This is a genomic window from Pseudomonas pergaminensis (genome assembly GCF_024112395.2).
GTDB classification, from domain to species: domain Bacteria; phylum Pseudomonadota; class Gammaproteobacteria; order Pseudomonadales; family Pseudomonadaceae; genus Aquipseudomonas; species Aquipseudomonas pergaminensis.
Genome location: NZ_CP078013.2, coordinates 1 through 23,513 on the forward strand (window position 1 = coordinate 1; position 23,513 = coordinate 23,513).

Sequence of the window (23,513 nt, forward strand, 5' to 3'; positions counted from 1 at the left end):
TAGGGGATATCCGTGTCAGTGGAACTTTGGCAGCAGTGCGTGGAGCTTTTGCGCGATGAGCTGCCTGCCCAGCAATTCAACACCTGGATCCGTCCGCTACAGGTCGAAGCCGAAGGCGACGAGTTGCGTGTCTACGCGCCCAATCGTTTTGTTCTCGACTGGGTAAACGAGAAGTACCTGAGCCGCGTTCTCGAATTGCTCGACGAACATGGCAACGGACTCGCGCCCGTGCTCTCCTTGTTAATAGGCAGCAAACGCAGCTCCGCGCCTCGCGCTGCGCCGAACGCGCCATTGGCGGCTAGTGCCTCGCAGGCACAGGCAGCAGCGCCTGTTAATAACTCGCCAGCACCGGTGGCCCAGACGGCTTCGAAATCCGCGTCGCAGAAAAACGCGCCTATAAATGAAGAGCCGTCCCGCGACAGCTTCGATCCGATGGCAGGCGCCAGTTCCCAGCAGGCCCCGGTCCGCGCCGAACAGCGCACCGTGCAGGTCGAAGGCGCGCTCAAGCACACCAGCTACCTGAACCGTACGTTCACCTTCGAGAACTTCGTTGAAGGTAAATCCAACCAACTGGCTCGTGCAGCCGCTTGGCAGGTAGCCGATAACCCCAAGCATGGTTACAACCCGCTCTTCCTATATGGCGGCGTTGGCTTGGGTAAGACCCACTTGATGCACGCTGTGGGTAACCACCTATTAAAGAAGAACCCGAATGCCAAGGTTGTGTACCTGCACTCGGAGCGCTTCGTGGCTGACATGGTCAAGGCCTTGCAGCTCAACGCGATCAATGAATTCAAGCGGTTCTACCGCTCGGTTGATGCGTTGCTGATCGATGACATTCAATTCTTTGCCCGCAAAGAGCGTTCCCAGGAAGAGTTTTTCCACACCTTCAACGCCCTGCTCGAAGGTGGCCAGCAGGTCATCTTGACCAGCGACCGTTACCCGAAAGAAATCGAAGGTTTGGAAGAACGCCTTAAATCGCGCTTCGGCTGGGGCCTGACCGTTGCGGTAGAGCCGCCGGAGCTGGAAACCCGGGTCGCGATCCTGATGAAAAAGGCCGACCAGGCCAAAGTCGATTTGCCGCACGATGCAGCGTTCTTCATCGCCCAGCGTATCCGCTCCAACGTGCGTGAGCTGGAAGGCGCACTCAAGCGGGTCATTGCGCATTCGCACTTCATGGGCCGCGACATCACCATCGAGCTGATCCGCGAATCCCTCAAAGACTTGCTGGCACTGCAGGACAAACTGGTGAGTGTGGATAACATCCAGCGCACCGTGGCCGAGTACTACAAGATCAAGATTTCCGACCTGCTGTCCAAGCGCCGCTCGCGCTCGGTGGCACGTCCTCGTCAGGTGGCCATGGCCCTCTCCAAGGAGTTGACCAACCACAGCCTGCCGGAAATCGGTGATGTGTTTGGCGGACGCGACCACACCACGGTCTTGCACGCGTGCCGCAAGATCAACGAACTTAAGGAATCCGACGCGGATATTCGCGAGGACTACAAGAACCTGCTGCGTACACTGACAACTTGATGACACCAGCGCAGCTTATTAAGGCAAGGGACTAGACCATGCATTTCACCATTCAACGCGAAGCCCTGTTGAAACCCCTGCAACTGGTCGCAGGCGTCGTCGAGCGCCGACAGACCTTGCCGGTGCTCTCCAACGTATTGCTGGTAGTCGAAGGCCAGCAATTGTCCTTGACCGGTACTGACTTGGAAGTCGAGCTGGTCGGTCGTGTGCAGTTGGAAGAGCCTGCCGAGCCGGGCGAGATCACCGTACCGGCGCGCAAGCTGATGGATATCTGCAAAAGCCTGCCGAACGACGCGCTGATCGACATCAAGGTTGATGAAGCGAAATTGGTCGTCAAGGCCGGCCGCAGCCGTTTCACCCTGTCCACGTTGCCGGCGAATGATTTCCCGACCGTTGAAGAAGGCCCGGGCTCGCTGACCTGCAGCCTGGAGCAGAGCAAGCTGCGTCGCTTGATCGAGCGCACCAGCTTCGCCATGGCCCAGCAGGACGTGCGTTACTACCTCAACGGTATGCTGTTGGAAGTATCGGAAGGCATCATCCGCGCCGTGGCTACAGACGGTCACCGTCTGGCCATGTGTTCGATGCGCGCCGATATCGGCCAGCCGGACCGTCACCAGGTGATCGTGCCACGCAAGGGTATCCTTGAGCTGGCGCGCCTGCTCACCGAGCCGGAAGGCAATGTCAGCATCGTGCTGGGTCAGCACCATATTCGCGCCACCACCGGTGAGTTCACCTTCACTTCCAAGTTGGTGGACGGCAAATTCCCGGATTACGAGCGCGTGCTGCCTAAAGGTGGCGACAAGCTGGTTCTCGGTGATCGTCAGGCACTGCGCGAAGCGTTTAGCCGTACCGCGATTCTGTCCAACGAAAAGTACCGCGGTATCCGTCTGCAACTGGCCAACGGTCAGTTGAAGATCCAGGCGAACAACCCGGAGCAGGAAGAAGCGGAAGAAGAAGTGGGCGTCGATTACAATGGCGGTTCGCTGGAGATCGGCTTCAACGTGAGCTACCTGCTGGACGTGCTGGGTGTGATGACCACCGAACAGGTTCGCCTGATTCTGTCGGACTCCAACAGCAGCGCCCTGGTACAGGAATCCGACAACGACGACTCGGCTTATGTTGTCATGCCGATGCGCCTGTAACCATGCTCAGCAGAAGCTAGATGTCCCTCAGTCGCGTCTCGGTCACCGCGGTGCGCAATTTGCACCCGGTGACCTTCTCCCCCTCCCCCCGCATCAATATCCTCCACGGCGCCAACGGCAGTGGCAAAACCAGCGTGCTGGAAGCCATTCACCTGTTGGGGCTTGCCCGTTCCTTTCGCAGTGCTCGGTTGTTACCAGTCATCCAGTATGAGCAGTTGGCATGCACGGTGTTTGGCCAGGTTGAACTGGCAGAAGGTGGGCACAGCAGCCTGGGGATTTCCCGTGATCGTGGCGGAGAGTTCCAAATTCGCATTGACGGGCAAAATGCTCGCAGTGCTGCGCAGTTGGCGGAGATCCTGCCGCTGCAATTGATCAACCCTGACAGTTTCCGCCTATTGGAAGGTGCGCCCAAAATCCGCAGGCAATTCCTCGATTGGGGGGTGTTCCACGTGGAACCCCGGTTCATGGCCACGTGGCAGCGCTTGCAGAAGGCCCTGCGGCAGCGGAACTCATGGCTGCGGCATGGTACACTTGACGCCGCTTCGCAAGCGGCCTGGGACCGGGAACTGTGCCTGGCCAGCGACGAAATAGATGAATACCGCCGTGCCTATATCAAAGCCTTGAAACCAGTCTTTGAACAGACCTTGAGTGAATTGTTGGATCTCGAGGGACTGACGCTGAGTTACTACCGGGGTTGGGACAAAGAGCGTGAGCTGAGTGCAGTGCTCGCAACGTCCTTGCAGCGGGATCAGCAAATTGGCCATACCCAAGCCGGACCCCAGCGAGCTGATTTGCGCCTTAGGTTAGGCGCTCACAATGCTGCGGATATCTTGTCCCGTGGCCAGCAGAAGTTGGTGGTATGTGCATTGCGGATCGCCCAGGGCCATCTGGTTAGTCAGGCCCGACGCGGTCAGTGTATTTATCTGGTGGATGACTTGCCGTCTGAGCTCGACGAGCAACACCGCCGCGCGCTATGCCGCTTGTTGGAAGAATTACGCTGCCAGGTGTTTATCACCTGTGTAGACCACGAATTATTGAGGGAAGGCTGGCAGACGGAAACGCCAGTCGCTTTGTTCCACGTGGAACAAGGCCGTATCACCCAGACCCACGACCATCGGGAGTGAAGGCATGAGCGAAGAAAACACGTACGACTCGACCAGCATTAAAGTGCTGAAAGGTTTGGATGCCGTACGCAAACGTCCCGGTATGTACATTGGCGACACTGATGACGGTAGCGGTCTGCACCACATGGTGTTCGAGGTGGTCGACAACTCCATCGACGAAGCTCTGGCCGGTCACTGCGACGACATCAGCATTATCATCCACCCGGATGAGTCGATTACCGTACGCGACAACGGTCGCGGCATTCCGGTAGACGTGCACAAAGAAGAAGGCGTTTCGGCGGCAGAGGTCATCATGACCGTGCTCCACGCTGGCGGTAAGTTCGACGACAACTCCTATAAAGTCTCCGGCGGTTTGCACGGTGTGGGCGTTTCGGTAGTGAACGCACTGTCCGAAGAGCTGATCCTGACTGTGCGCCGCAGCGGCAAGATCTGGGAACAGACCTACGTTCACGGCGTTCCACAAGAACCGATGAAAATCGTCGGCGACAGTGAAACCACCGGCACCCAGATTCACTTCAAGCCATCGGCTGAAACCTTCAAGAATATTCACTTCAGCTGGGACATCCTGGCCAAGCGTATTCGTGAACTGTCGTTCCTTAACTCCGGCGTGGGTATCGTCCTCAAGGACGAGCGCAGCGGCAAGGAAGAGCTGTTCAAGTACGAAGGCGGCTTGCGTGCGTTCGTTGAATACCTGAACACCAACAAGACTGCGGTCAACCAGGTGTTCCACTTCAACATCCAGCGTGAAGACGGCATTGGCGTGGAAATCGCCTTGCAGTGGAACGACAGCTTCAACGAGAACCTGTTGTGCTTCACCAACAACATTCCTCAGCGCGATGGCGGTACTCACCTGGTGGGTTTCCGTTCGGCACTGACGCGTAACCTGAACACCTACATCGAAGCCGAAGGCCTGGCGAAGAAGCATAAAGTTGCCACCACCGGTGACGATGCCCGCGAAGGCTTGACCGCGATTATCTCGGTGAAAGTACCGGATCCGAAGTTCAGCTCCCAGACCAAAGACAAGCTGGTGTCTTCCGAAGTGAAGACCGCAGTGGAGCAGGAGATGGGCAAGTACTTCTCCGACTTCCTGCTGGAGAACCCGAACGAAGCCAAGTTGGTCGTCGGCAAGATGATCGACGCTGCACGTGCCCGTGAAGCCGCGCGTAAGGCCCGTGAAATGACCCGTCGTAAAGGCGCGTTGGACATTGCCGGCCTGCCGGGCAAACTCGCTGACTGCCAGGAGAAGGACCCTGCCCTCTCCGAACTGTACCTGGTGGAAGGTGACTCTGCTGGCGGTTCCGCCAAGCAGGGTCGTAACCGTCGCACCCAGGCCATCCTGCCGTTGAAGGGTAAGATCCTCAACGTCGAGAAGGCGCGCTTCGACAAGATGATTTCTTCCCAGGAAGTTGGCACCTTGATCACGGCGTTGGGTTGCGGTATCGGTCGTGACGAATACAACATCGACAAGCTGCGTTATCACAACATCATCATCATGACCGATGCTGACGTCGACGGTTCGCACATCCGTACCCTGCTGCTGACCTTCTTCTTCCGTCAGTTGCCTGAGCTGATCGAACGCGGCTATATCTACATCGCCCAACCGCCGTTGTACAAAGTGAAAAAAGGCAAGCAAGAGCAATACATCAAAGACGACGACGCCATGGAAGAGTACATGACGCAGTCGGCCTTGGAAGATGCCAGCCTGCACTTGAACGACGAAGCGCCGGGTATCTCCGGTGAGGCGTTGGAGCGTCTGGTTAACGATTTCCGCATGGTAATGAAGACCCTCAAGCGTCTGTCGCGCCTGTACCCGCAGGAACTGACCGAGCACTTCATCTACCTGCCGTCCGTGAGTCTGGAGCAATTGGGTGATCACGCCCACATGCAGAATTGGCTGGCTCAATACGAAACCCGCCTGCGCACTTCGGAGAAGTCCGGCCTGGTGTACAAAGCCAGCCTGCGTGAAGACCGTGAACGTAACGTCTGGCTGCCAGAGGTCGAATTGATCTCCCACGGCCTGTCGAACTACGTCACCTTCAACCGCGACTTCTTCGGCAGCAATGACTACAAGACCGTGGTTACCCTGGGCGCGCAACTGAGCACCCTGCTGGACGACGGTGCTTATATTCAGCGTGGCGAACGCAAGAAGCAGGTCAAGGAGTTCAAGGAAGCCCTCGACTGGCTGATGGCCGAAAGCACCAAGCGTCACACTATCCAGCGATACAAAGGTCTGGGCGAAATGAACCCGGATCAACTGTGGGAAACCACTATGGATCCGGCTCAGCGTCGTATGCTGCGCGTGACCATCGAAGACGCCATTGGCGCGGACCAGATCTTCAACACCCTCATGGGTGATGCGGTCGAGCCTCGTCGTGACTTCATCGAGAGCAATGCGTTGGCGGTGTCTAACCTGGACTTCTGATTCAGGCAAACAGCCAAACCAAAAAAGGCCAACGCTTAGCGTTGGCCTTTTTTATTGGGCAGTGTTCAGTGATCTACAAATTGCTCCACGTGGAACATCAGCGTTTCTAGCTTTCCGAAACAGTCGCCACGCTCTCCAATCGGTACCCATACCCGTAGATGGTCAGCAGCTGCCAACCGCGATCGGCGGTGAGCCCCAGCTTATTGCGCAACCGGTAGATATGCGTATCCAGCGGACGTGAGGACACCATTTCTTCATGGGTCCAGAACCGCTCGTAGAGGTACTCGCGAGACAGTGGCCGCGCCAAATTGGCAAATAAGCAACTGGCCAGTCGGTATTCTCGCTCGGTCAGGTTGATAGGTTTACCCGCGCGGGTGACGGTCAATTCTGCGTCATCGAAGGTCAGGTCGTTGAAGCTTTGCACTTCATGGTTGGCGGATTTCTGTAGGCCGTGGCGACGCAGAACCGCCGTGACCCTCGCCTTCAGTTCATTGGGGCGAAAGGGTTTGCTGACGTAGTCATCCGCACCGCTGTTCAGCGCAGTGACGATATCGCTCTCGGCGTCACGGCTGGTGAGCATGATGACGGCAGGAGGCGACTCCATGTGTTCGCGGGTCCAGCGTAGCAATGCAATCCCGGTGATATCGGGCAATTGCCAGTCGAGTATCAACAGGTCGAACGTTTCCCGGCGCAGTTGGCGAAGCAGGTCTTCACCGCGTTCGAAGCAATGCAGGGTCCAGGGGTGTTCGGCGGTGCTGGGGATTTGTCGCAGTGTCTGTTCCACCCGGCGCAGTTCCGCGGGTTCGTCATCCAGTATTGCGACACGCATGGGTGGGTCCTTTCTACTTAAAGAGTACGGCAGCCGTCAGCCTGGTGTTATTGATGGGTACGTACTGCGCAGATGCCGGCCGTTGAATCTGAAGAATTGTGCTCAGATTCGTCGACCCCTTGGATCTCTCGGTACGCTGGGATCAATGAGGGGTGAACCCACTGAAAGTCGTCGCGACCTATGTGGGAAAGATACCGGCTCCCGACCATAAGGAAAAGGATCAGCCGACGCATGCGCTGTCGTAAACTCCTGTGCGCTGATAGCCGACGCCCTCTGGAACCCCGACCTTGATGAGCATCATGATCCTTTCACCGAACCGGTTACGCCGCGCCCTCCCCCCACTGCTGATCATGGCGGTCGGCTCTGTGGGGGCTGCCGCCAAGAATCGTTCGCCTTACATTGATGACGACTTTCTGTGCCGAGCCCAGCCTCTACCGGCAGTGGTTCAGCACCTCACCGGGGAAGCGTGGAAACTCGATACCAAAGGCAAGGCAAGCCCTTTGCTGGAAGGCATGACCATTGATGAACAGGAAGGTGTAAAGACATCGGCGTCGGCGTTCGTCAGCTTGTTGCTCGGTGACGGATCCCGGGTGGTATTACCTTCCAGTTCCCAGGTGCGATTGCATCTGGAAAAGAAGCAGTCGATTCCCCAGGTTGTACTCGATCAGGGCCAGGCGGAAGCGTATGTGATCAAGCGCGCCAGCGAACATGACCGTTTCCAGATCGTCACCCCCGTGGGTGTGCTGGGTGTACGAGGCACACACTTTCGGGTGCGTAACGACACTGAGCAATCGGTACTCGAAGTGTTGGACGGTCAGGTCGCCGTCAATCGCGAGACTAAGACCCGGACCGTGGAACAGGAGGTCAACGTGGGCGCCCGGGAAGGTTTGTTGTTCAAGAAACACGGTGATTTGAAACCCGTTGAGTTGCTTACCGCACCGAAGCTCGTGGGGCAGGATGGCCAAAAGGGCGATGCGCCGGTCTGGAGTCTGTACCTTCGGCCACTGCCGGGTGCCCAGCGGTACCGCGCCCAAGTCGCCACTGATAAAGCCTTTATGAACATCAAGCAGGAAAACTTTTCCAGCACGCCGAAAATGAGCTTCACTGGGCTCAAAGCCTCGTTCTATCACGTGCGCTTGTCGGCATACGATGAAAACGGCCTGGAGGGAGAAACCGGGGTCTATGACATCTTCTACTACCCACCCACCGCCCAGGCACGTTGACCTATGATGCTTTGGGGCAAGGCCGAGAAACGCCAACCTACCCATGCCCAGCGCCTGTTCCACGGCTTAGTGCGCGAGTGGCTGTGGATTGGCTTGCTGCTATTGCCGATCACCGCTTACCTGTCCTTGAGCCCTGGCCTGGCGCTGAATAATCCGTTGTATGACAGCCTGCGCCGCCTCACCCCGCTACCGGTAGACCCGCGTATCCTGCTGGTGACCATCGACGACCCCAGCCTGAAAAAGCTCGGTCAATGGCCCTGGCCGCGCAGTTTGCATGCTGACCTGATCGATCGTCTCAATGCGGCACAACCGGCGGGTATCCTGTTCGATGTGATCTTCAGTGAAGCCGGCGACCCGACCAATGACAAACGCCTGGCAGAGGCGGTCTGCAATGCCGGCAATGTGTTGCTGCCGCTGGTGCGTGAGGGCACGGCGAGCTACAGCCAACCCAGCGCACAGATGCAGCCGCTGCATAAATGCGCCAAGGGTGTGGGCCATATCAATGTGGAGGCCGACAACGACGGTGTGGTCCGCAGCCTGTACCTGCGTGAAGGTCCACCAGACGCCACGGCGCCCCAACTGGCTTGGCTGGCCTACGAGATGAGCGGCGAGTTGTCAGAGATGCCGGGTGAGCCTCTGCAGGCGCTCACCCAACACTGGCACCGTGAACACTCGATCCGCATCCCATTCATCGCACCACACACCCATTTTCCTAGCGTGTCCTACGTCAGCGTTCTGCGCGGTGAAGTACCGCCCGAGCAGTTGCGCGGTCGCCTGATTTTGGTGGGGTCAACAGCTTCAGGCTTGGGCGATCGTTTTGTCACGCCGCTGTCCTCCACGGTTGGCACCACTGCGGGCGTGGAGATCCAAGCCAACGTACTCAATGGCTTGCTTCAAGGCCGCAGCATTGTCGATTTGCCGGGATGGCTCGCGGCGCTTATGGCGACGTCCCTGGTGGCATTGCTGTTGGGCTTGCTGCTCTACCGTCCGCGCTACGCGTTGTGGATGACCCTGGGCTGCATGTCTGCCGCACTGCTGGGTTCCTTGGCCCTGTTGCGCCTGGGGCACTGGTGGTCGCCCGCGGCCTGCTTGATCGGTTTGCTGCTCAGTTACCTGATTTGGAACTGGCGTCGCCTCAGTGTGATCCTCGCCTACTTCGGCTGGGAACTGGCGCGCCTGGACAACGAACCCAAAGTCCTGCCCGAACGCCGCCGTGCGCCCGCCAGCAGGGGGGATGTCTTGCAGGCGCGTATCTTTGCCTTGGAGCAGGCCGTAAGCCGCACGCGTGACACGCGGCGCTTTATGGCCGATGGCCTGGAATGCCTACCGGTTGCAACGCTGATCACAGACCCCAAGGGCAATATCCTGTTGGCCAACCGTATCGCCCGTGACGTGTTCGGCAATGACCTTGTTACCGAAAACCTGCTGGAGCAGTTGGCCGACCTGGGCTACCCGCCGCTGCACAATGGCGTTCGCCCTGCCCTCTCGGCGCTGGAGCTGGTCGAGTTCCGGGATATCCACCAACGCAGCCTGCGCATGGAGTTGGCGCCCTTGTTGCCGGCCGAAGGCGATGTCGCACTGGGCTGGCTGCTGAGCCTGACGGACTTGAGCAAGGAGCGCGAAGCCCAGCAACATCGCGAGACGATGTTACGGTTCCTCTCCCACGACCTGCGTGCACCACACTCGGCGATCCTGGCGCTACTGGATGTGCATAACGGCGAGTCCCAAGTGTTCGCCCAAATCGAACAGCAAGTTCGTCGCGCCTTGAGCCTCACGGAATCCTTTGTGCAACTGGCCAAGGCCGAGGCTGACGGTTACCAGTTCCAGCCAACATTGTTCGCCATGTTGGTCATGGATGCCTTTGATCAAGTCGCGTTGATTGCCCAGCTCAAGGGTATCCACCTGGTTCACGATCTGGATGAAGCCGATGAGGGCATGGTGTCTGCGGATCAGTCACTGCTCACGCGGGCATTGTTTAACGTGCTGGAGAACGCCATCAAGTATTCGCCCTCCGGCACCACTGTCCGGCTCAGACATAGCAGTGCGCAGGGCTGGTTGGAATGTCGTATCAGTGACCAGGGGCCTGGGATTGCGGCAGAGGACCTGCCCGAGTTGTTCAGCCAATACCGGCGCTTTGATTCCGCCCAGGGCAGCGAAGGTTTGGGGCTTGGACTGACCATGGTCAAAGCGGTGGTGGAGCGCCATGGTGGACGTATCAGCTGTGAAAGCGTGGTAGGCAAAGGCACCACGTTCAGCCTGCAATTGCCCCTGTTGGAAGACTGAGAAATCCTACTTTACTGCTGTGCTTAAAAAACCGGTCGCAAGGACCGGTTTTTTTCTGCGGAAAAAACTTATGCACCTTTTCCGTGATTTTATGAGCTTGGGAAATATGTAATAAAATCAGCTTCTTATAAGTCAAAAAGTGCAATTCGCCAACAAACCGTGCACAGGTTATCCACAGATGCTCAGATCACCGGCGTGTCCACCACAACGGGCTCAGGCGGCAGCGAACCCATGGCCCGTTGCTGCGCTTCATTCCAGGCCGCAGCACGGTCATTCAGCGCAGCAATCGCCCGTGGCCCTTCACCTTCGGCGTACATCGGTTCGCCGATGACTACGGTGATGGTGCCTTCGCGTTTAGCCCAGCCGGTTTTTGGCCAGAATTTGCCGGCGTTGTGGGCAATCGGCAGTACGGGCAGGTTGGCGTTGACGGCCAACGCCGTGCCTCCACGTGAGAACTTGCCCACGGTGCCGTAGGGCACACGAGTGCCTTCGGGGAAGATCAGCACCCAAACACCATCCTTGAGCAACTCGTCGCCCTTCTTGGCCACGTGCTTGAGGGCCGCCTTGGGGTTGTCACGGTCAATGGCGATCGGCCGCAACATGGCCATGGCCCAGCCGAAGAACGGTACATACAGCAATTCGCGCTTAAGCACCTGGCTCAACGGCGAGAAGTACGCCGAGAGAAAGAACGTCTCCCAGGTGCTCTGGTGGTTAGACAGAATCACGCAGGGCTGGTCCGGTACGTTTTCCGCGCCCTTGATCTCGAAGCGGATGTTCAGGAACACCTTGGTCAGCCACAACGCGCAGCGGCACCAATAGACGTTGATAAAGCGATAGCGCGCCTTGAACGGCAGGAAAGGCGCGATAAAAAAGCTCAGGGTGCACCAGAGAAACGAACTGGTGCCCAACAGCAGGTAAAAGAAGAAGGTTCTGATGGCCTGCAAAATCGACATGGCGGCATTTACCGTTGCGGGACAACGCCCGCCTGTTAAAAGCGCACTCCCGAACAATCCTTGGTCAGGAAGTCGAGGGCGGCTAGTTGTTGATAAGTTCTGCGGCAACGGCCGCCAGATCGTCAAAAATCAAGGTGCCTACCGGCAGGTTTTTCGCCTGGGTCTTTTCGCCTTTCCCGGTCTTAACCAAAACTGGCTGAGAGTCGACGGCTTTGGCCGCCTCCAGGTCACCGAGGCTGTCCCCGACGAACCATATCCCAGCCAAGGGCACCTTGTAATGTTCTGCAATGGTTTTCAACATGCCGGGTTTGGGTTTGCGGCAATCGCAGCCCTCATCCGGCCCGTGGGGGCAGTAGACCACCAGCCCCACCTCACCGCCCTGCTCGGCCACCAACGCGCGCAGGCGTGCGTGCATGGCGTCCAGGGTGGCGATGTCGTAGTAACCACGGGCGATGCCGGACTGGTTGGTGGCGATCGCCACTGTCCAGCCAGCTTTGCTCAACTGCGCGATGGCCTCGATCGAACCGGGCAGTGGAATCCATTCCGCCACCGACTTGATGTAAGCGTCGGAGTCGTAGTTGATCACTCCGTCCCGATCGAGAATCAGCAGTTTCAACATGGTCAGCTCAGCGTCGAAATGTCAGCGATATTGACGAACAAGCCACGCAGGCGCGCCAGCATGGCGTAGCGGTTTTTCCGCACGCCGGCATCTTCGGCATTGATCATCACGGCTTCGAAGAACGCATCCACCGGCTCACGCAAGGTGGCCAGGCGCGCCAATGCTTCGGCGTAGTTGCGCTCGGCGATCAGCGGCTTCACGGCGTTTTCAGCCTTGGCGATGGCCGAGTTCAGCGAAAACTCCTTGGCGTCTGCAAACAGGCCAGGGTCGACGTCGGCATTGCCCAGGCCTTCGGCCTTGCTCAGCAGGTTCGACACACGCTTGTTCACGGCGGCCAGTGCATCGGCTTCCGGCAGTTTGCGGAAGGCCTGCACGGCTTGTACGCGCTGGTCGAAGTCCAGCGCCGAACCCGGCTGCAGGGCACGTACCGACAGGTACACCGACACGTCCACGCCTTCGTCTTCGTAGCGCGCACGCAGGCGGTCGAACACGAACTCCAGCACTTGCTCGGCCAGGCCGGCCTGCTTGACCTTGGCACCGAACTGGCCGACGGCGAACACCACGGCCTGGGTCAGGTCGAGGTCGAGCTTCTTGTCGATGAGGATACGCAGCACGCCCAGGGCCGCACGGCGCAGGGCATACGGGTCTTTGCTGCCGGTTGGCAACATGCCGATACCGAAGATACCCACAAGGGTATCCAGCTTGTCGGCGATCGCCACGGCTGCACCGGTCAGGGTGGTCGGCAGTTCAGCGCCGGCACCGCGTGGCATGTATTGCTCGTTCAGGGCCAGGGCGACATCTTGCGGCTCGCCGTCGTTGAGCGCGTAGTAGTAGCCGGCGACACCTTGCATCTCCGGGAACTCGCCGACCATCTCGGTGGCCAGGTCGCACTTGGACAGCAAGCCTGCACGCGCAGCCCAGGCGGAATCGCCGCCAATGCGTGGCGCAATGTAGGCGGCCAGCTTGGAGACCCGTACGGCCTTGTCGTAGACGCTGCCGAGTTTTTCCTGGAACACCACGTTTTGCAGGCGCAGGTTGAAGTCTTCGAGCTTCTGCTTCTTGTCTTGCTTGAAGAAGAACTCGGCGTCGGTCAGGCGCGGGCGAACGACTTTTTCGTTACCGGCGATGATCTGCTGCGGGTCCTTGCTCTCGATGTTGGCCACGGTGATGAAACGCGGCAGCAACTTGCCATCCACATCCAGCAGGCAGAAATACTTCTGGTTGTCCTGCATGGTAGTGATCAGCGCTTCTTGCGGCACGTCGAGGAAACGTTCCTCGAACGAGCACACCAGCGGCACTGGCCACTCAACCAACGCCGTCACTTCGTCGAGCAGGCTTGGCGGCACGATAGCGGTGCCTTCCTGCAGGCGGGCCAGCTCTTCGGTACGCTTGCTGATCAGCTCGCGACGCTCGTTGGCGTCGGCCAGCACATAGGCGGCGCGCAGGTCGTTGAGGTAGTTGGCCGGCGACGTGATGCGTACGGCTTGCGGGTGGTGGAAGCGGTGGCCACGGGAATCACGACCGGCTTTCTGGGCGAGGAGGGTGCAGTCGATGACTTGATCACCGAGCAGCATCACCAGCCACTGGGTCGGACGTACGAACTCTTCCTTGCGAGCACCCCAGCGCATGCGCTTGGGAATCGGCAAGTCGTTCAGGGAATCTTCGACGATGGTCGGCAACAGGCTGGCGGTCGGCTTGCCGGTGATGACCTGGCTGAAACGTAGTTTCGGGCCGCTCTGGTCGATCTCGCTTAGCTCGACGCCACACTTCTTGGCAAAACCCAGTGCAGCTTGAGTCGGGTTGCCTTCAGCATCGAAAGCCGCCTGGCGTGGCGGGCCGTCGAGGTTGATGCTGCGGTCCGGCTGCTGGGTTTCCAGCGCGGTCAGCAACACGGCCAGGCGACGTGGCGCGGCGTAGACTTTTTTCGCGGCGAATTTCAGGCCAGCGGTCTGCAGGCCTTTTTCGATACCGGCCAGGAACGCGTCGGCCAGGGTGTTCAGTGCCTTGGGTGGCAGCTCTTCGGTGCCCAGTTCAACCAGGAAATCTTGAGCACTCATTGTGCAGCCTCCAGCTTAGCCAACACTTCATCACGCAGGTCCGGGGTTGCCATCGGGAAGCCCAGCTTGGCGCGAGCCAGCAGGTAGGCTTGGGCGACGGAACGCGCCAGGGTGCGCACACGCAGGATGTATTGCTGGCGCGCGGTAACCGAGATGGCACGGCGGGCATCCAGCAGGTTGAAGGTATGGGAGGCCTTCAACACCATTTCATAGCTTGGCAACGGCAGCGGCTGGTCGAGTTCGATCAGGCGCTTGGCTTCGCTTTCATAGAAGTCGAACAGTTCGAACAGTTTGTCGACGTTGGCGTGTTCGAAGTTGTAGGTGGACTGCTCCACCTCGTTCTGGTGGAACACGTCGCCGTAGGTCACTTTGCCGAACGGACCGTCAGCCCACACCAGGTCGTAGACCGAGTCCACGCCTTGCAGGTACATGGCCAGGCGCTCGAGACCGTAGGTGATCTCGCCGGTCACCGGGTAGCACTCGATGCCACCGGCTTGCTGGAAGTAAGTGAACTGCGTCACTTCCATGCCATTGAGCCAGACTTCCCAGCCCAGGCCCCAGGCGCCCAGGGTCGGCGATTCCCAGTTGTCTTCGACAAAACGGATGTCATGGACCAGTGGGTCGAGGCCCACATGCTTGAGCGAGCCCAGGTACAGTTCCTGGAAATTGTCCGGGTTCGGCTTCAGTACCACCTGGAACTGGTAGTAGTGCTGCAGACGGTTCGGGTTTTCGCCGTAGCGGCCGTCAGTCGGGCGACGACTGGGCTGCACATAAGCGGCGTTCCAGGTTTCCGGGCCAATGGCCCGCAGGAAGGTAGCGGTGTGGAAAGTGCCGGCGCCTACTTCCATATCGTAGGGCTGAAGTACCACACAACCTTGCTCGGCCCAGTATTGCTGGAGGGCGAGGATCAAGTCTTGGAAGGTACGCACGGCTGGCGTAGGCTGGCTCACGAAATTCACCTGTTACTTGGGCTGCGATTTAAAGAGCGGGAGTATACCCGATTCGGCCGCGCCACCATCCCCTGGAGCCTTATGCCACGCTGCTTTTGGTGTTCTGAAGATCCGCTGTACATGGCTTATCACGATCAGGAGTGGGGAACGCCGCTGCGCGATGCGCAGGGTTTGTTCGAGTTGCTTTTACTCGAAGGGTTCCAGGCGGGCCTGTCCTGGATCACCGTTTTACGCAAACGCGAGCATTATCGAAAGGTCTTGTTCGGTTTTAATGCGCAGCGCTTGGCCCAACTGAGCGACGCCGAGATCGAAGCGCTGATGCTCGATCCGGGCATCGTGCGTAACCGCCTGAAACTCAATGCCACCCGACGCAATGCCGCCGCCTGGCTGGCGCTGGAGGACCCGGTGGGGTTGCTCTGGTCCTTCGTCGGCGGCACACCCAAGGTCAACCATTTCAAGGATCGCAGCGAAGTCCCGGCGATCACGCCCGAGGCCGAAGCGATGAGCAAGACGCTGAAAAAAGCCGGCTTTACCTTTGTCGGCCCGACCATTTGCTACGCGTTCATGCAGGCCTCGGGCATGGTCATGGACCACACTCAGGACTGCGACCGTTACGCGGACCTGGCCAACGCCGGTTAGAATGCCGGCTTTGCGCACCACACACGATCAGGAGTGACCTGTGGAAAAGTTTAAAGGCGCCTTGCTGGTAGGCGCTCTCCGGCTGTTTGCCCTGCTGCCATGGCGCGCTGTCCAGGCCGTCGGCACGGCTATTGGCTGGATTATGTGGAAAACCCCCAACCGTTCCCGCGACACCGTGCGGATCAACCTCTCCAAATGCTTCCCGGACATGGACCCCGCCGAGCGCGAAGCGCTGGTCGGCCGCAGCCTGATGGACATCGGCAAGTCCCTGACCGAAAGCGCCTGCGCCTGGATCTGGCCGGCCCAGCGCTCCATTGACCTGGTGCGTGAAGTCGAAGGACTGGAGGTGCTGCATGAAGCCCTCGCCTCGGGCAAAGGCGTGGTCGGCATCACCAGCCACTTGGGCAACTGGGAAGTGCTGAACCACTTCTATTGCAGCCAATGCAAACCGATCATTTTCTACCGCCCGCCCAAACTCAAGGCGGTGGACGAATTGCTGCGCAAGCAGCGCGTGCAATTGGGCAACCGTGTGGCCGCGTCGACCAAGGAAGGCATTCTCAGTGTGATCAAGGAAGTGCGTAAAGGCGGCCAGGTAGGTATCCCCGCCGACCCGGAGCCGGCCGAATCCGCCGGGATCTTCGTGCCATTCTTCGCCACCCAGGCGCTGACCAGCAAGTTCGTGCCGAACATGCTCGCCGGTCACAAGGCGGTAGGCGTGTTCCTGCATGCGCTGCGGCTGCCGGACGGTTCGGGTTACAAAGTGATCCTGGAAGCGGCGCCGGAAGACATGTACAGCACCGACACCGCCACGTCCTGCGCGGCGATGAGCAAGGTGGTGGAACGTTATGTCGGCGCGTACCCGAGCCAGTACATGTGGAGCATGAAACGCTTCAAGAAGCGCCCGCCGGGTGAGGCGCGGTGGTATTGAGCCACCCCTGACTCAAGACCCATGAAGATCTAATGTGGGAGCTGGCTTGCCTGCGATGCAGGCAATTCAGTCTTTGAGTTAAACCGAGTTGATGCCATCGCAGGCAAGCCAGCTCCCACAAGGAATCGGCTCAAGGTTGGCGGTCGAGTTTCTTCAGGAACACCGTCATCTCTTTTTCAGCTTGTTTGTCGCCATGGGCCTGGGCCGCTTCGATGCCCTTCTCCCACGCCAGCCGCGCCGCCGAACGATCTTCCAAGCCCAACTGCGCCTTGCCCAGAAGCTTCCACGCCGCCGAATATTTCGGATCAAACTCGACGCACTTTTGCAGATGCTCCGCCGCCTTGGCGTTGTCTTTCAAGTCCAGATAACCCTTGCCCAAGCCAAATCGCAGCAGCGCGTTATCCACACCCTTGGCGAGCATTTTCTCCAGTGACTCAAGCATACAACCCCCCCCTGTAGGAGCCGGCTTGCCGGCGGTAGCGCCATCAGAAAAAACTCAGCCCCACGTGGAACAACTTCTCCACATCGCGAATATGTTTCTTATCCACCAGAAACAGGATCACATGGTCCCCGGTTTCAATCACCGTATCGTCATGGGCGATGATCACTTCTTCATCACGAATGATCGCGCCTATGGTCGTCCCCGGCGGCAGGCCGATATCACGGATGGCCTTGCCGATCACCTTGCTCGATTTCGAGTCACCGTGGGCAATCGCCTCGATGGCTTCCGCCGCGCCTCGACGCAGGGAGTGCACGCTGACGATATCGCCACGGCGCACGTGGGCGAGCAAGGTGCCGATGGTGGCCAACTGCGGGCTGATGGCGATGTCGATATCGCCACCTTGGATCAAGTCCACATAAGCCGGGTTGTTGATGATGGTCATCACCTTTTTCGCACCCAGCCGCTTGGCCAGCAATGACGACATGATATTGGCTTCGTCATCGTTGGTCAGGGCCAGGAAGATATCGGCGTCGGCGATGTTTTCTTCCATCAGCAGGTCGCGGTCCGAGGCGCTGCCTTGCAGGACGACGGTGCTGTCGAGGGTGTCGGACAAATGCCGGCAACGTGCCGGGCTCATCTCGATGATCTTGACCTGGTAGCGGCTTTCGATGGCTTCGGCCAAGCGCTCGCCGATCTGCCCTCCCCCCGCGATGACGATGCGTTTGTAGGTCTCGTCGAGGCGGCGCATTTCGCTCATGACCGCGCGAATATTCGCCTTGGCGGCGATGAAAAATACTTCGTCGTCAGCCTCGATCACCGTATCGCCCTGGGGCAGGATCGGGCGGTCACGGCGGAAAATCGCGGCTACGCGGGTTTCCACATTCGGCATGTGCTCGCGCAACTGACGCAGTTGCTGCCCCACCAGCGGGCCGCCGTAATAGGCCTTTACCGCGACCAGTTGCGCCTTACCGCCGGCAAAGTCGATCACCTGCAGGGCGCCGGGGATTTCGATCAGGCGCTTGATGTAGTGGGTGACCACTTGCTCGGGGCTGATCAACACGTCCACCGGAATCGCATCGTTGTCGAACAGGCCGGCGCGGGTCAGATAGGCCGCTTCGCGCACGCGGGCGATCTTGGTCGGGGTGTGGAACAGGGTGTGGGCGACCTGGCAGGCGACCATGTTGGTTTCGTCGCTGTTGGTCACGGCGACGAGCATGTCGGCATCGTCAGCGCCGGCCTGGCGCAGCACGGTTGGAAACGACGCGCGACCCTGCACCGTGCGGATGTCCAGGCGGTCGCCGAGGTTGCGCAGGCGCTCGGCATCAGTGTCGACCACGGTGATGTCGTTGGCTTCACTGGCCAAATGTTCGGCCAGCGTACCGCCGACCTGCCCTGCCCCAAGGATGATGATTTTCATCCGGTCACTCCCTTAAAACCATTCAGCCGCGCGCGGCGGCGATCTTGATCAGTTTGGCGTAGTAGAAGCCATCGTGTCCGCCTTCTTGCGCGAGCAACTGGCGGCCATGGGGCTGCTTGATGCCGGCCGTGGTGGCAAGGTCCAGCTCCCGGGCGCCGCTGGTGCGGGCGAGGAAGGCTTCGATCACCTCGGTATTTTCAGTCGGCAACGTGGAGCAGGTGGCGTAGAGCAGGATGCCGCCGACTTCCAGGGTTGGCCACAGCGCGTCGAGCAATTCGCCTTGCAGCACGGCCAGCGCGGCGATGTCATCGGGTTGGCGGGTGAGCTTGATGTCCGGGTGGCGACGGATCACCCCAGTGGCGGAGCACGGCGCATCGAGCAGGATGCGCTGGAACGGTTTGCCGTCCCACCAGGTGGCGGTGTCGCGGCCGTCGGCGGCGATCAGTTCGGCGCTGAGGCCCAGGCGGGCGAGGTTTTCGCGCACGCGCACCAGGCGCTTGGCTTCCAGGTCGACAGCCACCACACCGGCGAGGTCTTGTTGTACCTCAAGGATGTGGCAGGTCTTGCCGCCTGGCGCGCAGCAGGCATCCAGCACGCGTTGGCCGGGCGCCAGGTCGAGCAGGTCGGCAGCCAGTTGCGCCGCTTCGTCCTGCACGCTGATCCAGCCTTCGGCAAAGCCCGGCAGGCTGCGCACATCGGTGGCCGCTTCGAGCACGATGCCGTCGACGCTGTACACGCACGGCGTGGCATTGATGCCGGCGGTGGTGAGCAATTGCAGGTAGGCGTCACGGCTGTGATGACGACGGTTGACCCGCAGGATCATCGGCGGGTGCGCATTGTTCGCCGCGCAAATGGCTTCCCACTGCTCAGGCCAGAACGCCTTCAGGGATTTTTGCAGCCAGCGCGGATGGGCGGTGCGCACCACCGGGTCATGTTCCAATTCGGCCAGCAGCGCTTCGCTTTCGCGCTGGGCGCGGCGCAGCACGGCATTGAGCAGGGCTTTGGCCCAAGGTTTTTTCAGCTTGTCGGCGCAACCGACCGTTTCGCCGATCGCGGCGTGAGCGGGGACGCGGGTATAGAGCAACTGATACAGGCCCACCAGCAGCAGCGCCTCGACATCCGCATCGGCGGCCTTGAACGGCTTCTGCAGCAGCTTGGCCGCCAGCGCCGACAAGCGTGGCTGCCAGCGGGCCGTGCCAAAGGCCAGGTCCTGGGTGAAACCGCGATCGCGGTCTTCGACCTTGTCCAACTGGGTCGGCAATGAACTGTTCAGCGACGCCTTGCCGTTGAGAACGGCGGCGAGAGCCTTGGCGGCGGCCAGACGCGGGTTCATTGGGCGACCACCCCGAGGACGGTGCCCAGGGCAAATTTCTCACGACGGCTGTTGAACAAATCGCTGAAATTAAGCGCCTTGCCCCCGGGCAATTGCAGACGGGTCAGGCACAGCGCCTGATCGCCGCAAGCGACCAACAGGCCGTCCTTGCTGGCGCCGATGATTTCACCGGGCGCGCCCCTGCCTTCGGCCAGGGTTGCGGCCAGCACTTTCAAGGCTTCGCCATTTAGCGTGCTATGGCAGATCGGCCACGGGTTGAAGGCGCGTACCAGGCGTTCCAGCTCCACGGCCGGGCGGCTCCAGTCGATGCGCGCTTCGTCTTTGTTCAGTTTGTGGGCGTAGGTCGCGAGGCTGTCGTCCTGTATTTCGCCTTCCAGCGTACCGGCTGCCAGGCCGGCAATGGCCTGGATCACGGCAGGCGGGCCCAGCTCGGCAAGGCGGTCGTGCAGGCTGCCGCCGGTGTCTGCGGCGGTGATCGGGGTGGTGACTTTCAGCAACATCGGGCCGGTGTCCAGGCCAGCCTCCATGCGCATCACGGTCACGCCGCTCTCGCTGTCGCCGGCTTCCACGGCCCGCTGGATCGGCGCCGCCCCGCGCCAGCGTGGCAGCAGCGACGCATGGCTGTTGATGCAACCCAGGCGCGGGATATCCAGCACCGCTTGCGGCAGGATCAAGCCGTAGGCAACGACCACCAACAGGTCTGGCTTGAGCGCCGCCAGTTCGGCCTGGGCCTCGGCATTGCGCAAGGTCGGCGGTTGCAGCACGGGAATGTCGTGCTCCAGCGCCAACTGCTTGACCGGGCTCGGCATCAGTTTTTGCCCGCGACCGGCCGGGCGATCCGGCTGGGTGTATACCGCGACGATGTCATAAGGGCTGGCAAGCAGCGCCTTGAGGTGTTCGGCGGCAAATTCGGGGGTACCGGCAAAAACAATGCGCAGTGGCTCGGTCATGGGAGTTCTCGGTTAAAAGCAGTCACAAAAGAAAAAGGCTTGCCGCAGCAAGCCTTTGGAAGAAGGGCATCAAGCTTGCTGGCGATGCTTTTTTTCCAGCTTCTTCTTGATCCGGTCGCGCTTGAGCGTGGACAGGTAGTCGACAAACAGCTTGCCATTGAGGTGGTCGCATTCGTGCTGGATGCACACCGCCAGCAGGCCTTCGGCAATCAGCTCGAACGGCTTGCCGTCGCGGTCCAGGGCCTTGATCTTGACGCGCAGCGGGCGTTCGACGTTCTCGTAGAACTCCGGCACCGACAGGCAGCCTTCCTGGTATTCACCCATCTCGTCGGTCAGCGGTTCGAACTCTGGGTTGATGTACACCATCGGTTCGCTGCGATCTTCCGACAGGTCCATGACCACGACGCGCAGATGCACGTTGACCTGGGTAGCGGCGAGGCCGATGCCCGGGGCTTCATACATTGTTTCAAACATGTCATCGACCAACTGACGAACCTTGTCGTCCACTACGGCCACCGGTTTGGCGATCGTGCGCAGGCGCGAGTCGGGAAATTCGAGGATGTTCAAAATAGCCATAAGCGTAATTGCTGCACATGTGAGGTAGAGGCAAATCGGCTTTGGGATGGACCCAGACAGCCGGTGTGAAACGTCCCTAAGCCGCGAAGGCCCTGGCATTTCACGCGAACGCACATAATAAAGGAGATTCACCCCATGAGGAAATCGCTACTCGTCTTGCTGCTGTGGGCCCCGCTTGCCATGGCCCTGCTGCCCCAGCCCGTCCAGCGTCTGGATCAAACGACGCAACAGGCCATACAGCGCTTTTTACTGCATAACCGCATTCTTGATTCGCCCCAGGATCTGGACAACGCCCCTTACATTATCGCCGCCGATGCAGGGCGTGTGCTGGGGGCTAACGGTGAGCGGGTGTATGCCCGAGGCAACCTGGAACCTTCCCAACCCCATTACGGAATATTCCGACGCGGCAAGGTCTATACCGACCCTCAGACCCAGGAGCTGCTGGGCATCAATGCCGACGACATCGGCACGGCGCAATTTGTCGTGGCCGGCGACCTGACGACCCTGGCCGTACAGCGGGTCACTCAAGAGGTGCGACCCGGCGACCGCCTGTTAAGCGCGGAGTCTCCCGTCGACCCGGCGACTTTTTCGCGCAAGCCAAGCGCGGCTTTCGTGAAAGGGCAAATCATCGATATCCCCAAAGGCGTCACTCAGATCGGCGTGCTCGATGCCGTCACGCTCAACAAAGGTCGCCGCGATGGCCTGGCCGAAGGCCAACTGCTCAGCGTGATCAAGACAGGCGCCACCGTCCGCGACACCCTCACTGGTGCCCCGGTGGCACTTCCCGATGAGCACGCCGGCACCCTGCTGGTGTTTCGCACCTACGAAAAGCTCAGTTACGGCCTGGTGCTCAGTGCCTCACGACCCTTGGTGGTGATGGACCGTTTCGAGACTGCTCATCAAACACAATAAATAGCCTGCTAAATAAGTTACCAACAGAGTTATCCACAGCTTGTTCTGGTCAAGGACGATCCAATGAATCCGATAAACAATCATGAAATATCCCCGTCAGAACTGGAAGCCCGACTACGCTTGCACAGGCTGCCGGAACTGGGTCCGAAACGTTTTCACCTACTGATCGAAGCCTTCGGCTCTGCGTCGAAGGCGATCAGCGCCCCCGCCAGTGCCTGGCGTTCACTGGGCTTGCCTGCCACCAGTGCCGATGCACGGCGCAGTCATGAAATCCGCGACGGTGCCAGTGCGGCATTGGCCTGGCTGGCGCGTCCGGGCCAGCATTTGCTGATGTGGGACCAGCCGGAGTACCCCGCGTTGCTCGCCCAGATCGATGACGCGCCACCGCTGTTATTCGTTGCAGGGGACCCTCTGATCCTGGAAAAACCGCAACTGGCGATGGTGGGCAGCCGTCGTGCATCCCGTCCTGGCATGGACACGGCGGCTGCGTTTTCCCGCAGTTTGGCGAGCGCGGGTTTTGTCATCACCAGCGGCCTGGCCTTGGGCATTGACGGCGCCGCCCATCAAGCGGCATTGGACGTGGGCGGCCAGACAATCGGCGTGCTCGGCACCGGGCTTGAAAATTTTTATCCACAGCGCCACAAACGGTTGGCAGCGGCGATGATTGACCAGGGCAGCGCCGTGGTTTCCGAGTTTCCCCTGGACGCTCCGCCCCAGGCCGGCAACTTCCCCAGGCGTAACCGCATCATCAGTGGCCTGTCCCTGGGCGTGCTGGTGGTGGAAGCCAGCATGGCCAGCGGTTCGCTGATCACCGCGAAACTGGCGGCCGAGCAAGGACGGGAGGTGTATGCCATTCCGGGTTCCATCCACCATCCCGGTGCCAAGGGCTGTCATCAGTTGATCCGCGACGGTGCGGTGTTGGTGGAAACCATCGAGCACATTCTTGAAGGGTTGCGCGGCTGGCAGGCCCTGTCCCGCCCGACGCCGATCCCTGTCGTGCATCCGCTCGTGGCGCTGCTGCACGCGGCGCCCCACACCAGTGAGGCGCTGTCGATTGCCAGTGGGCGGCCGTTGTCCCAGGTGTTGGCGACCCTGACCGAGCTTGAGCTCGAAGGCCAGGTCATCTGCGAAAGCGGACGCTGGCTTGCGCGCTGCTAGGTTTTGTAACGAAGATCGGTAAACTG

The 23,513-nt window shown here is 59.9% G+C and carries 20 protein-coding genes; 10 read left to right on the top strand and 10 right to left on the bottom strand.

Annotated elements, in window-relative coordinates; genetic code table 11:
- Window positions 1–12: 12 nt before the first annotated feature.
- The 4 genes from dnaA to gyrB are packed head-to-tail and all read left to right on the top strand — an operon-like array spanning window position 13 to window position 6,218.
- The gene (dnaA, locus tag KUA23_RS00005) at window positions 13–1,530 is read left to right on the top strand and encodes a chromosomal replication initiator protein DnaA (RefSeq protein ID WP_078046196.1); all 1,518 of its coding nucleotides are present in this window, start codon (window positions 13–15) and stop codon (window positions 1,528–1,530) included.
- Window positions 1,531–1,568: 38 nt separating this feature from the next.
- Window positions 1,569–2,672, top strand: a complete 1,104-nt coding sequence (dnaN, locus tag KUA23_RS00010) for a DNA polymerase III subunit beta (RefSeq protein ID WP_010207719.1) — start codon at window positions 1,569–1,571, stop codon at window positions 2,670–2,672.
- 20 nt (window positions 2,673–2,692) lie between these two features.
- Window positions 2,693–3,796, top strand: a complete 1,104-nt coding sequence (gene recF / locus KUA23_RS00015; protein WP_012721452.1) for a DNA replication/repair protein RecF — start codon at window positions 2,693–2,695, stop codon at window positions 3,794–3,796.
- A gap of 4 nt (window positions 3,797–3,800) precedes the next feature.
- The gene (gene gyrB / locus KUA23_RS00020; RefSeq protein ID WP_078046197.1) at window positions 3,801–6,218 is read left to right on the top strand and encodes a DNA topoisomerase (ATP-hydrolyzing) subunit B; all 2,418 of its coding nucleotides are present in this window, start codon (window positions 3,801–3,803) and stop codon (window positions 6,216–6,218) included.
- A 106-nt stretch (window positions 6,219–6,324) separates the two neighbouring features.
- On the opposite strand, the gene KUA23_RS00025 is transcribed toward gyrB, so the two are convergent.
- Window positions 6,325–7,047 (bottom strand): response regulator transcription factor, encoded by a 723-nt coding sequence (locus tag KUA23_RS00025; protein ID WP_078046198.1) that lies wholly within the window; start codon window positions 7,045–7,047, stop codon window positions 6,325–6,327.
- 350 nt (window positions 7,048–7,397) lie between these two features.
- On the opposite strand from KUA23_RS00025, the gene KUA23_RS00030 reads away from it, so the two are divergent.
- Together KUA23_RS00030 and KUA23_RS00035 are read left to right on the top strand one after the other, a co-directional pair.
- Entirely contained in the window at window positions 7,398–8,270 is an 873-nt protein-coding gene (locus KUA23_RS00030; RefSeq protein ID WP_252994319.1) for a FecR family protein, read from the top strand.
- A gap of 3 nt (window positions 8,271–8,273) precedes the next feature.
- Complete coding sequence (locus KUA23_RS00035) at window positions 8,274–10,553, top strand: CHASE2 domain-containing protein (RefSeq protein ID WP_078046200.1); 2,280 nt, start codon at window positions 8,274–8,276, stop codon at window positions 10,551–10,553.
- 182 nt (window positions 10,554–10,735) lie between these two features.
- On the opposite strand, the gene KUA23_RS00040 is transcribed toward KUA23_RS00035, so the two are convergent.
- From KUA23_RS00040 to glyQ, 4 genes are all read right to left on the bottom strand, one after another.
- On the bottom strand, window positions 10,736–11,506 hold the full coding sequence (locus KUA23_RS00040) for a lysophospholipid acyltransferase family protein (RefSeq protein WP_078046201.1): 771 nt from the start codon (window positions 11,504–11,506) through the stop codon (window positions 10,736–10,738).
- A gap of 82 nt (window positions 11,507–11,588) precedes the next feature.
- On the bottom strand, window positions 11,589–12,125 hold the full coding sequence (gene gmhB, locus KUA23_RS00045) for a D-glycero-beta-D-manno-heptose 1,7-bisphosphate 7-phosphatase (protein ID WP_163002115.1): 537 nt from the start codon (window positions 12,123–12,125) through the stop codon (window positions 11,589–11,591).
- Between the two features lie 2 nt (window positions 12,126–12,127).
- Window positions 12,128–14,182 carry a glycine--tRNA ligase subunit beta gene (glyS, locus tag KUA23_RS00050; protein ID WP_078046202.1) on the bottom strand — a complete coding sequence of 685 codons (2,055 nt, stop codon included), beginning with the start codon at window positions 14,180–14,182 and terminating at the stop codon, window positions 12,128–12,130.
- Window positions 14,179–15,132 (bottom strand): glycine--tRNA ligase subunit alpha, encoded by a 954-nt coding sequence (glyQ, locus tag KUA23_RS00055; protein ID WP_003187265.1) that lies wholly within the window; start codon window positions 15,130–15,132, stop codon window positions 14,179–14,181. Before glyQ ends, glyS begins: the two co-directional genes overlap by 4 nt.
- Window positions 15,133–15,213: 81 nt before the next feature.
- Here glyQ and KUA23_RS00060 point away from each other — a divergent pair, with 81 nt between their 5' ends.
- Both KUA23_RS00060 and KUA23_RS00065 read left to right on the top strand, forming a co-directional pair.
- Window positions 15,214–15,771 carry a DNA-3-methyladenine glycosylase I gene (locus KUA23_RS00060; protein WP_078046203.1) on the top strand — a complete coding sequence of 186 codons (558 nt, stop codon included), beginning with the start codon at window positions 15,214–15,216 and terminating at the stop codon, window positions 15,769–15,771.
- 40 nt (window positions 15,772–15,811) lie between these two features.
- Window positions 15,812–16,699, top strand: a complete 888-nt coding sequence (locus KUA23_RS00065) for a lysophospholipid acyltransferase (protein ID WP_025854378.1) — start codon at window positions 15,812–15,814, stop codon at window positions 16,697–16,699.
- 130 nt (window positions 16,700–16,829) lie between these two features.
- Here KUA23_RS00065 and KUA23_RS00070 read toward each other — a convergent pair whose 3' ends face one another.
- From KUA23_RS00070 to def, 5 genes are all read right to left on the bottom strand, one after another.
- Window positions 16,830–17,141: a hypothetical protein gene (locus KUA23_RS00070; protein WP_100491831.1), complete on the bottom strand. Its 312-nt coding sequence runs from the start codon at window positions 17,139–17,141 to the stop codon at window positions 16,830–16,832.
- Between the two features lie 43 nt (window positions 17,142–17,184).
- Window positions 17,185–18,558, bottom strand: a complete 1,374-nt coding sequence (trkA, locus tag KUA23_RS00075; protein WP_065875588.1) for a Trk system potassium transporter TrkA — start codon at window positions 18,556–18,558, stop codon at window positions 17,185–17,187.
- A 22-nt stretch (window positions 18,559–18,580) separates the two neighbouring features.
- Complete coding sequence (gene rsmB, locus KUA23_RS00080; RefSeq protein ID WP_252993267.1) at window positions 18,581–19,891, bottom strand: 16S rRNA (cytosine(967)-C(5))-methyltransferase RsmB; 1,311 nt, start codon at window positions 19,889–19,891, stop codon at window positions 18,581–18,583.
- Complete coding sequence (fmt, locus tag KUA23_RS00085) at window positions 19,888–20,841, bottom strand: methionyl-tRNA formyltransferase (protein ID WP_078046206.1); 954 nt, start codon at window positions 20,839–20,841, stop codon at window positions 19,888–19,890. The genes rsmB and fmt overlap by 4 nt, the downstream gene beginning before the upstream one ends.
- Before the next feature lie 69 nt (window positions 20,842–20,910).
- Window positions 20,911–21,417, bottom strand: a complete 507-nt coding sequence (gene def / locus KUA23_RS00090) for a peptide deformylase (protein WP_029290229.1) — start codon at window positions 21,415–21,417, stop codon at window positions 20,911–20,913.
- Between the two features lie 135 nt (window positions 21,418–21,552).
- On the opposite strand from def, the gene KUA23_RS00095 reads away from it, so the two are divergent.
- On the top strand, window positions 21,553–22,329 hold the full coding sequence (locus tag KUA23_RS00095; protein ID WP_252993268.1) for a peptidoglycan-binding protein: 777 nt from the start codon (window positions 21,553–21,555) through the stop codon (window positions 22,327–22,329).
- Between the two features lie 63 nt (window positions 22,330–22,392).
- Window positions 22,393–23,487 (top strand): DNA-processing protein DprA, encoded by a 1,095-nt coding sequence (gene dprA, locus KUA23_RS00100; protein WP_252993269.1) that lies wholly within the window; start codon window positions 22,393–22,395, stop codon window positions 23,485–23,487.
- The last annotated feature ends 26 nt before the right edge of the window (window positions 23,488–23,513 follow it).

Excerpts from the sequence above, each read along its gene's own strand:
- KUA23_RS00040 (WP_078046201.1), bottom strand. The coding sequence starts at position 11,506 with ATGTCGATTTTGCAGGCCATCAGAACCTTCTTCTTTTACCTGCTGTTG.
- trkA (WP_065875588.1), bottom strand. The coding sequence starts at position 18,558 with ATGAAAATCATCATCCTTGGGGCAGGGCAGGTCGGCGGTACGCTGGCC.
- KUA23_RS00030 (WP_252994319.1), top strand. The coding sequence starts at position 7,398 with ATGGCGGTCGGCTCTGTGGGGGCTGCCGCCAAGAATCGTTCGCCTTAC.
- glyS (WP_078046202.1), bottom strand. The coding sequence starts at position 14,182 with ATGAGTGCTCAAGATTTCCTGGTTGAACTGGGCACCGAAGAGCTGCCA.
- KUA23_RS00070 (WP_100491831.1), bottom strand. The coding sequence starts at position 17,141 with ATGCTTGAGTCACTGGAGAAAATGCTCGCCAAGGGTGTGGATAACGCG.
- KUA23_RS00060 (WP_078046203.1), top strand. The coding sequence starts at position 15,214 with ATGCCACGCTGCTTTTGGTGTTCTGAAGATCCGCTGTACATGGCTTAT.
- gmhB (WP_163002115.1), bottom strand. The coding sequence starts at position 12,125 with ATGTTGAAACTGCTGATTCTCGATCGGGACGGAGTGATCAACTACGAC.
- fmt (WP_078046206.1), bottom strand. The coding sequence starts at position 20,841 with ATGACCGAGCCACTGCGCATTGTTTTTGCCGGTACCCCCGAATTTGCC.
- KUA23_RS00095 (WP_252993268.1), top strand. The coding sequence starts at position 21,553 with ATGAGGAAATCGCTACTCGTCTTGCTGCTGTGGGCCCCGCTTGCCATG.
- dprA (WP_252993269.1), top strand. The coding sequence starts at position 22,393 with ATGAATCCGATAAACAATCATGAAATATCCCCGTCAGAACTGGAAGCC.
- def (WP_029290229.1), bottom strand. The coding sequence starts at position 21,417 with ATGGCTATTTTGAACATCCTCGAATTTCCCGACTCGCGCCTGCGCACG.
- dnaN (WP_010207719.1), top strand. The coding sequence starts at position 1,569 with ATGCATTTCACCATTCAACGCGAAGCCCTGTTGAAACCCCTGCAACTG.
- rsmB (WP_252993267.1), bottom strand. The coding sequence starts at position 19,891 with ATGAACCCGCGTCTGGCCGCCGCCAAGGCTCTCGCCGCCGTTCTCAAC.
- gyrB (WP_078046197.1), top strand. The coding sequence starts at position 3,801 with ATGAGCGAAGAAAACACGTACGACTCGACCAGCATTAAAGTGCTGAAA.
- KUA23_RS00035 (WP_078046200.1), top strand. The coding sequence starts at position 8,274 with ATGATGCTTTGGGGCAAGGCCGAGAAACGCCAACCTACCCATGCCCAG.
- recF (WP_012721452.1), top strand. The coding sequence starts at position 2,693 with ATGTCCCTCAGTCGCGTCTCGGTCACCGCGGTGCGCAATTTGCACCCG.
- KUA23_RS00025 (WP_078046198.1), bottom strand. The coding sequence starts at position 7,047 with ATGCGTGTCGCAATACTGGATGACGAACCCGCGGAACTGCGCCGGGTG.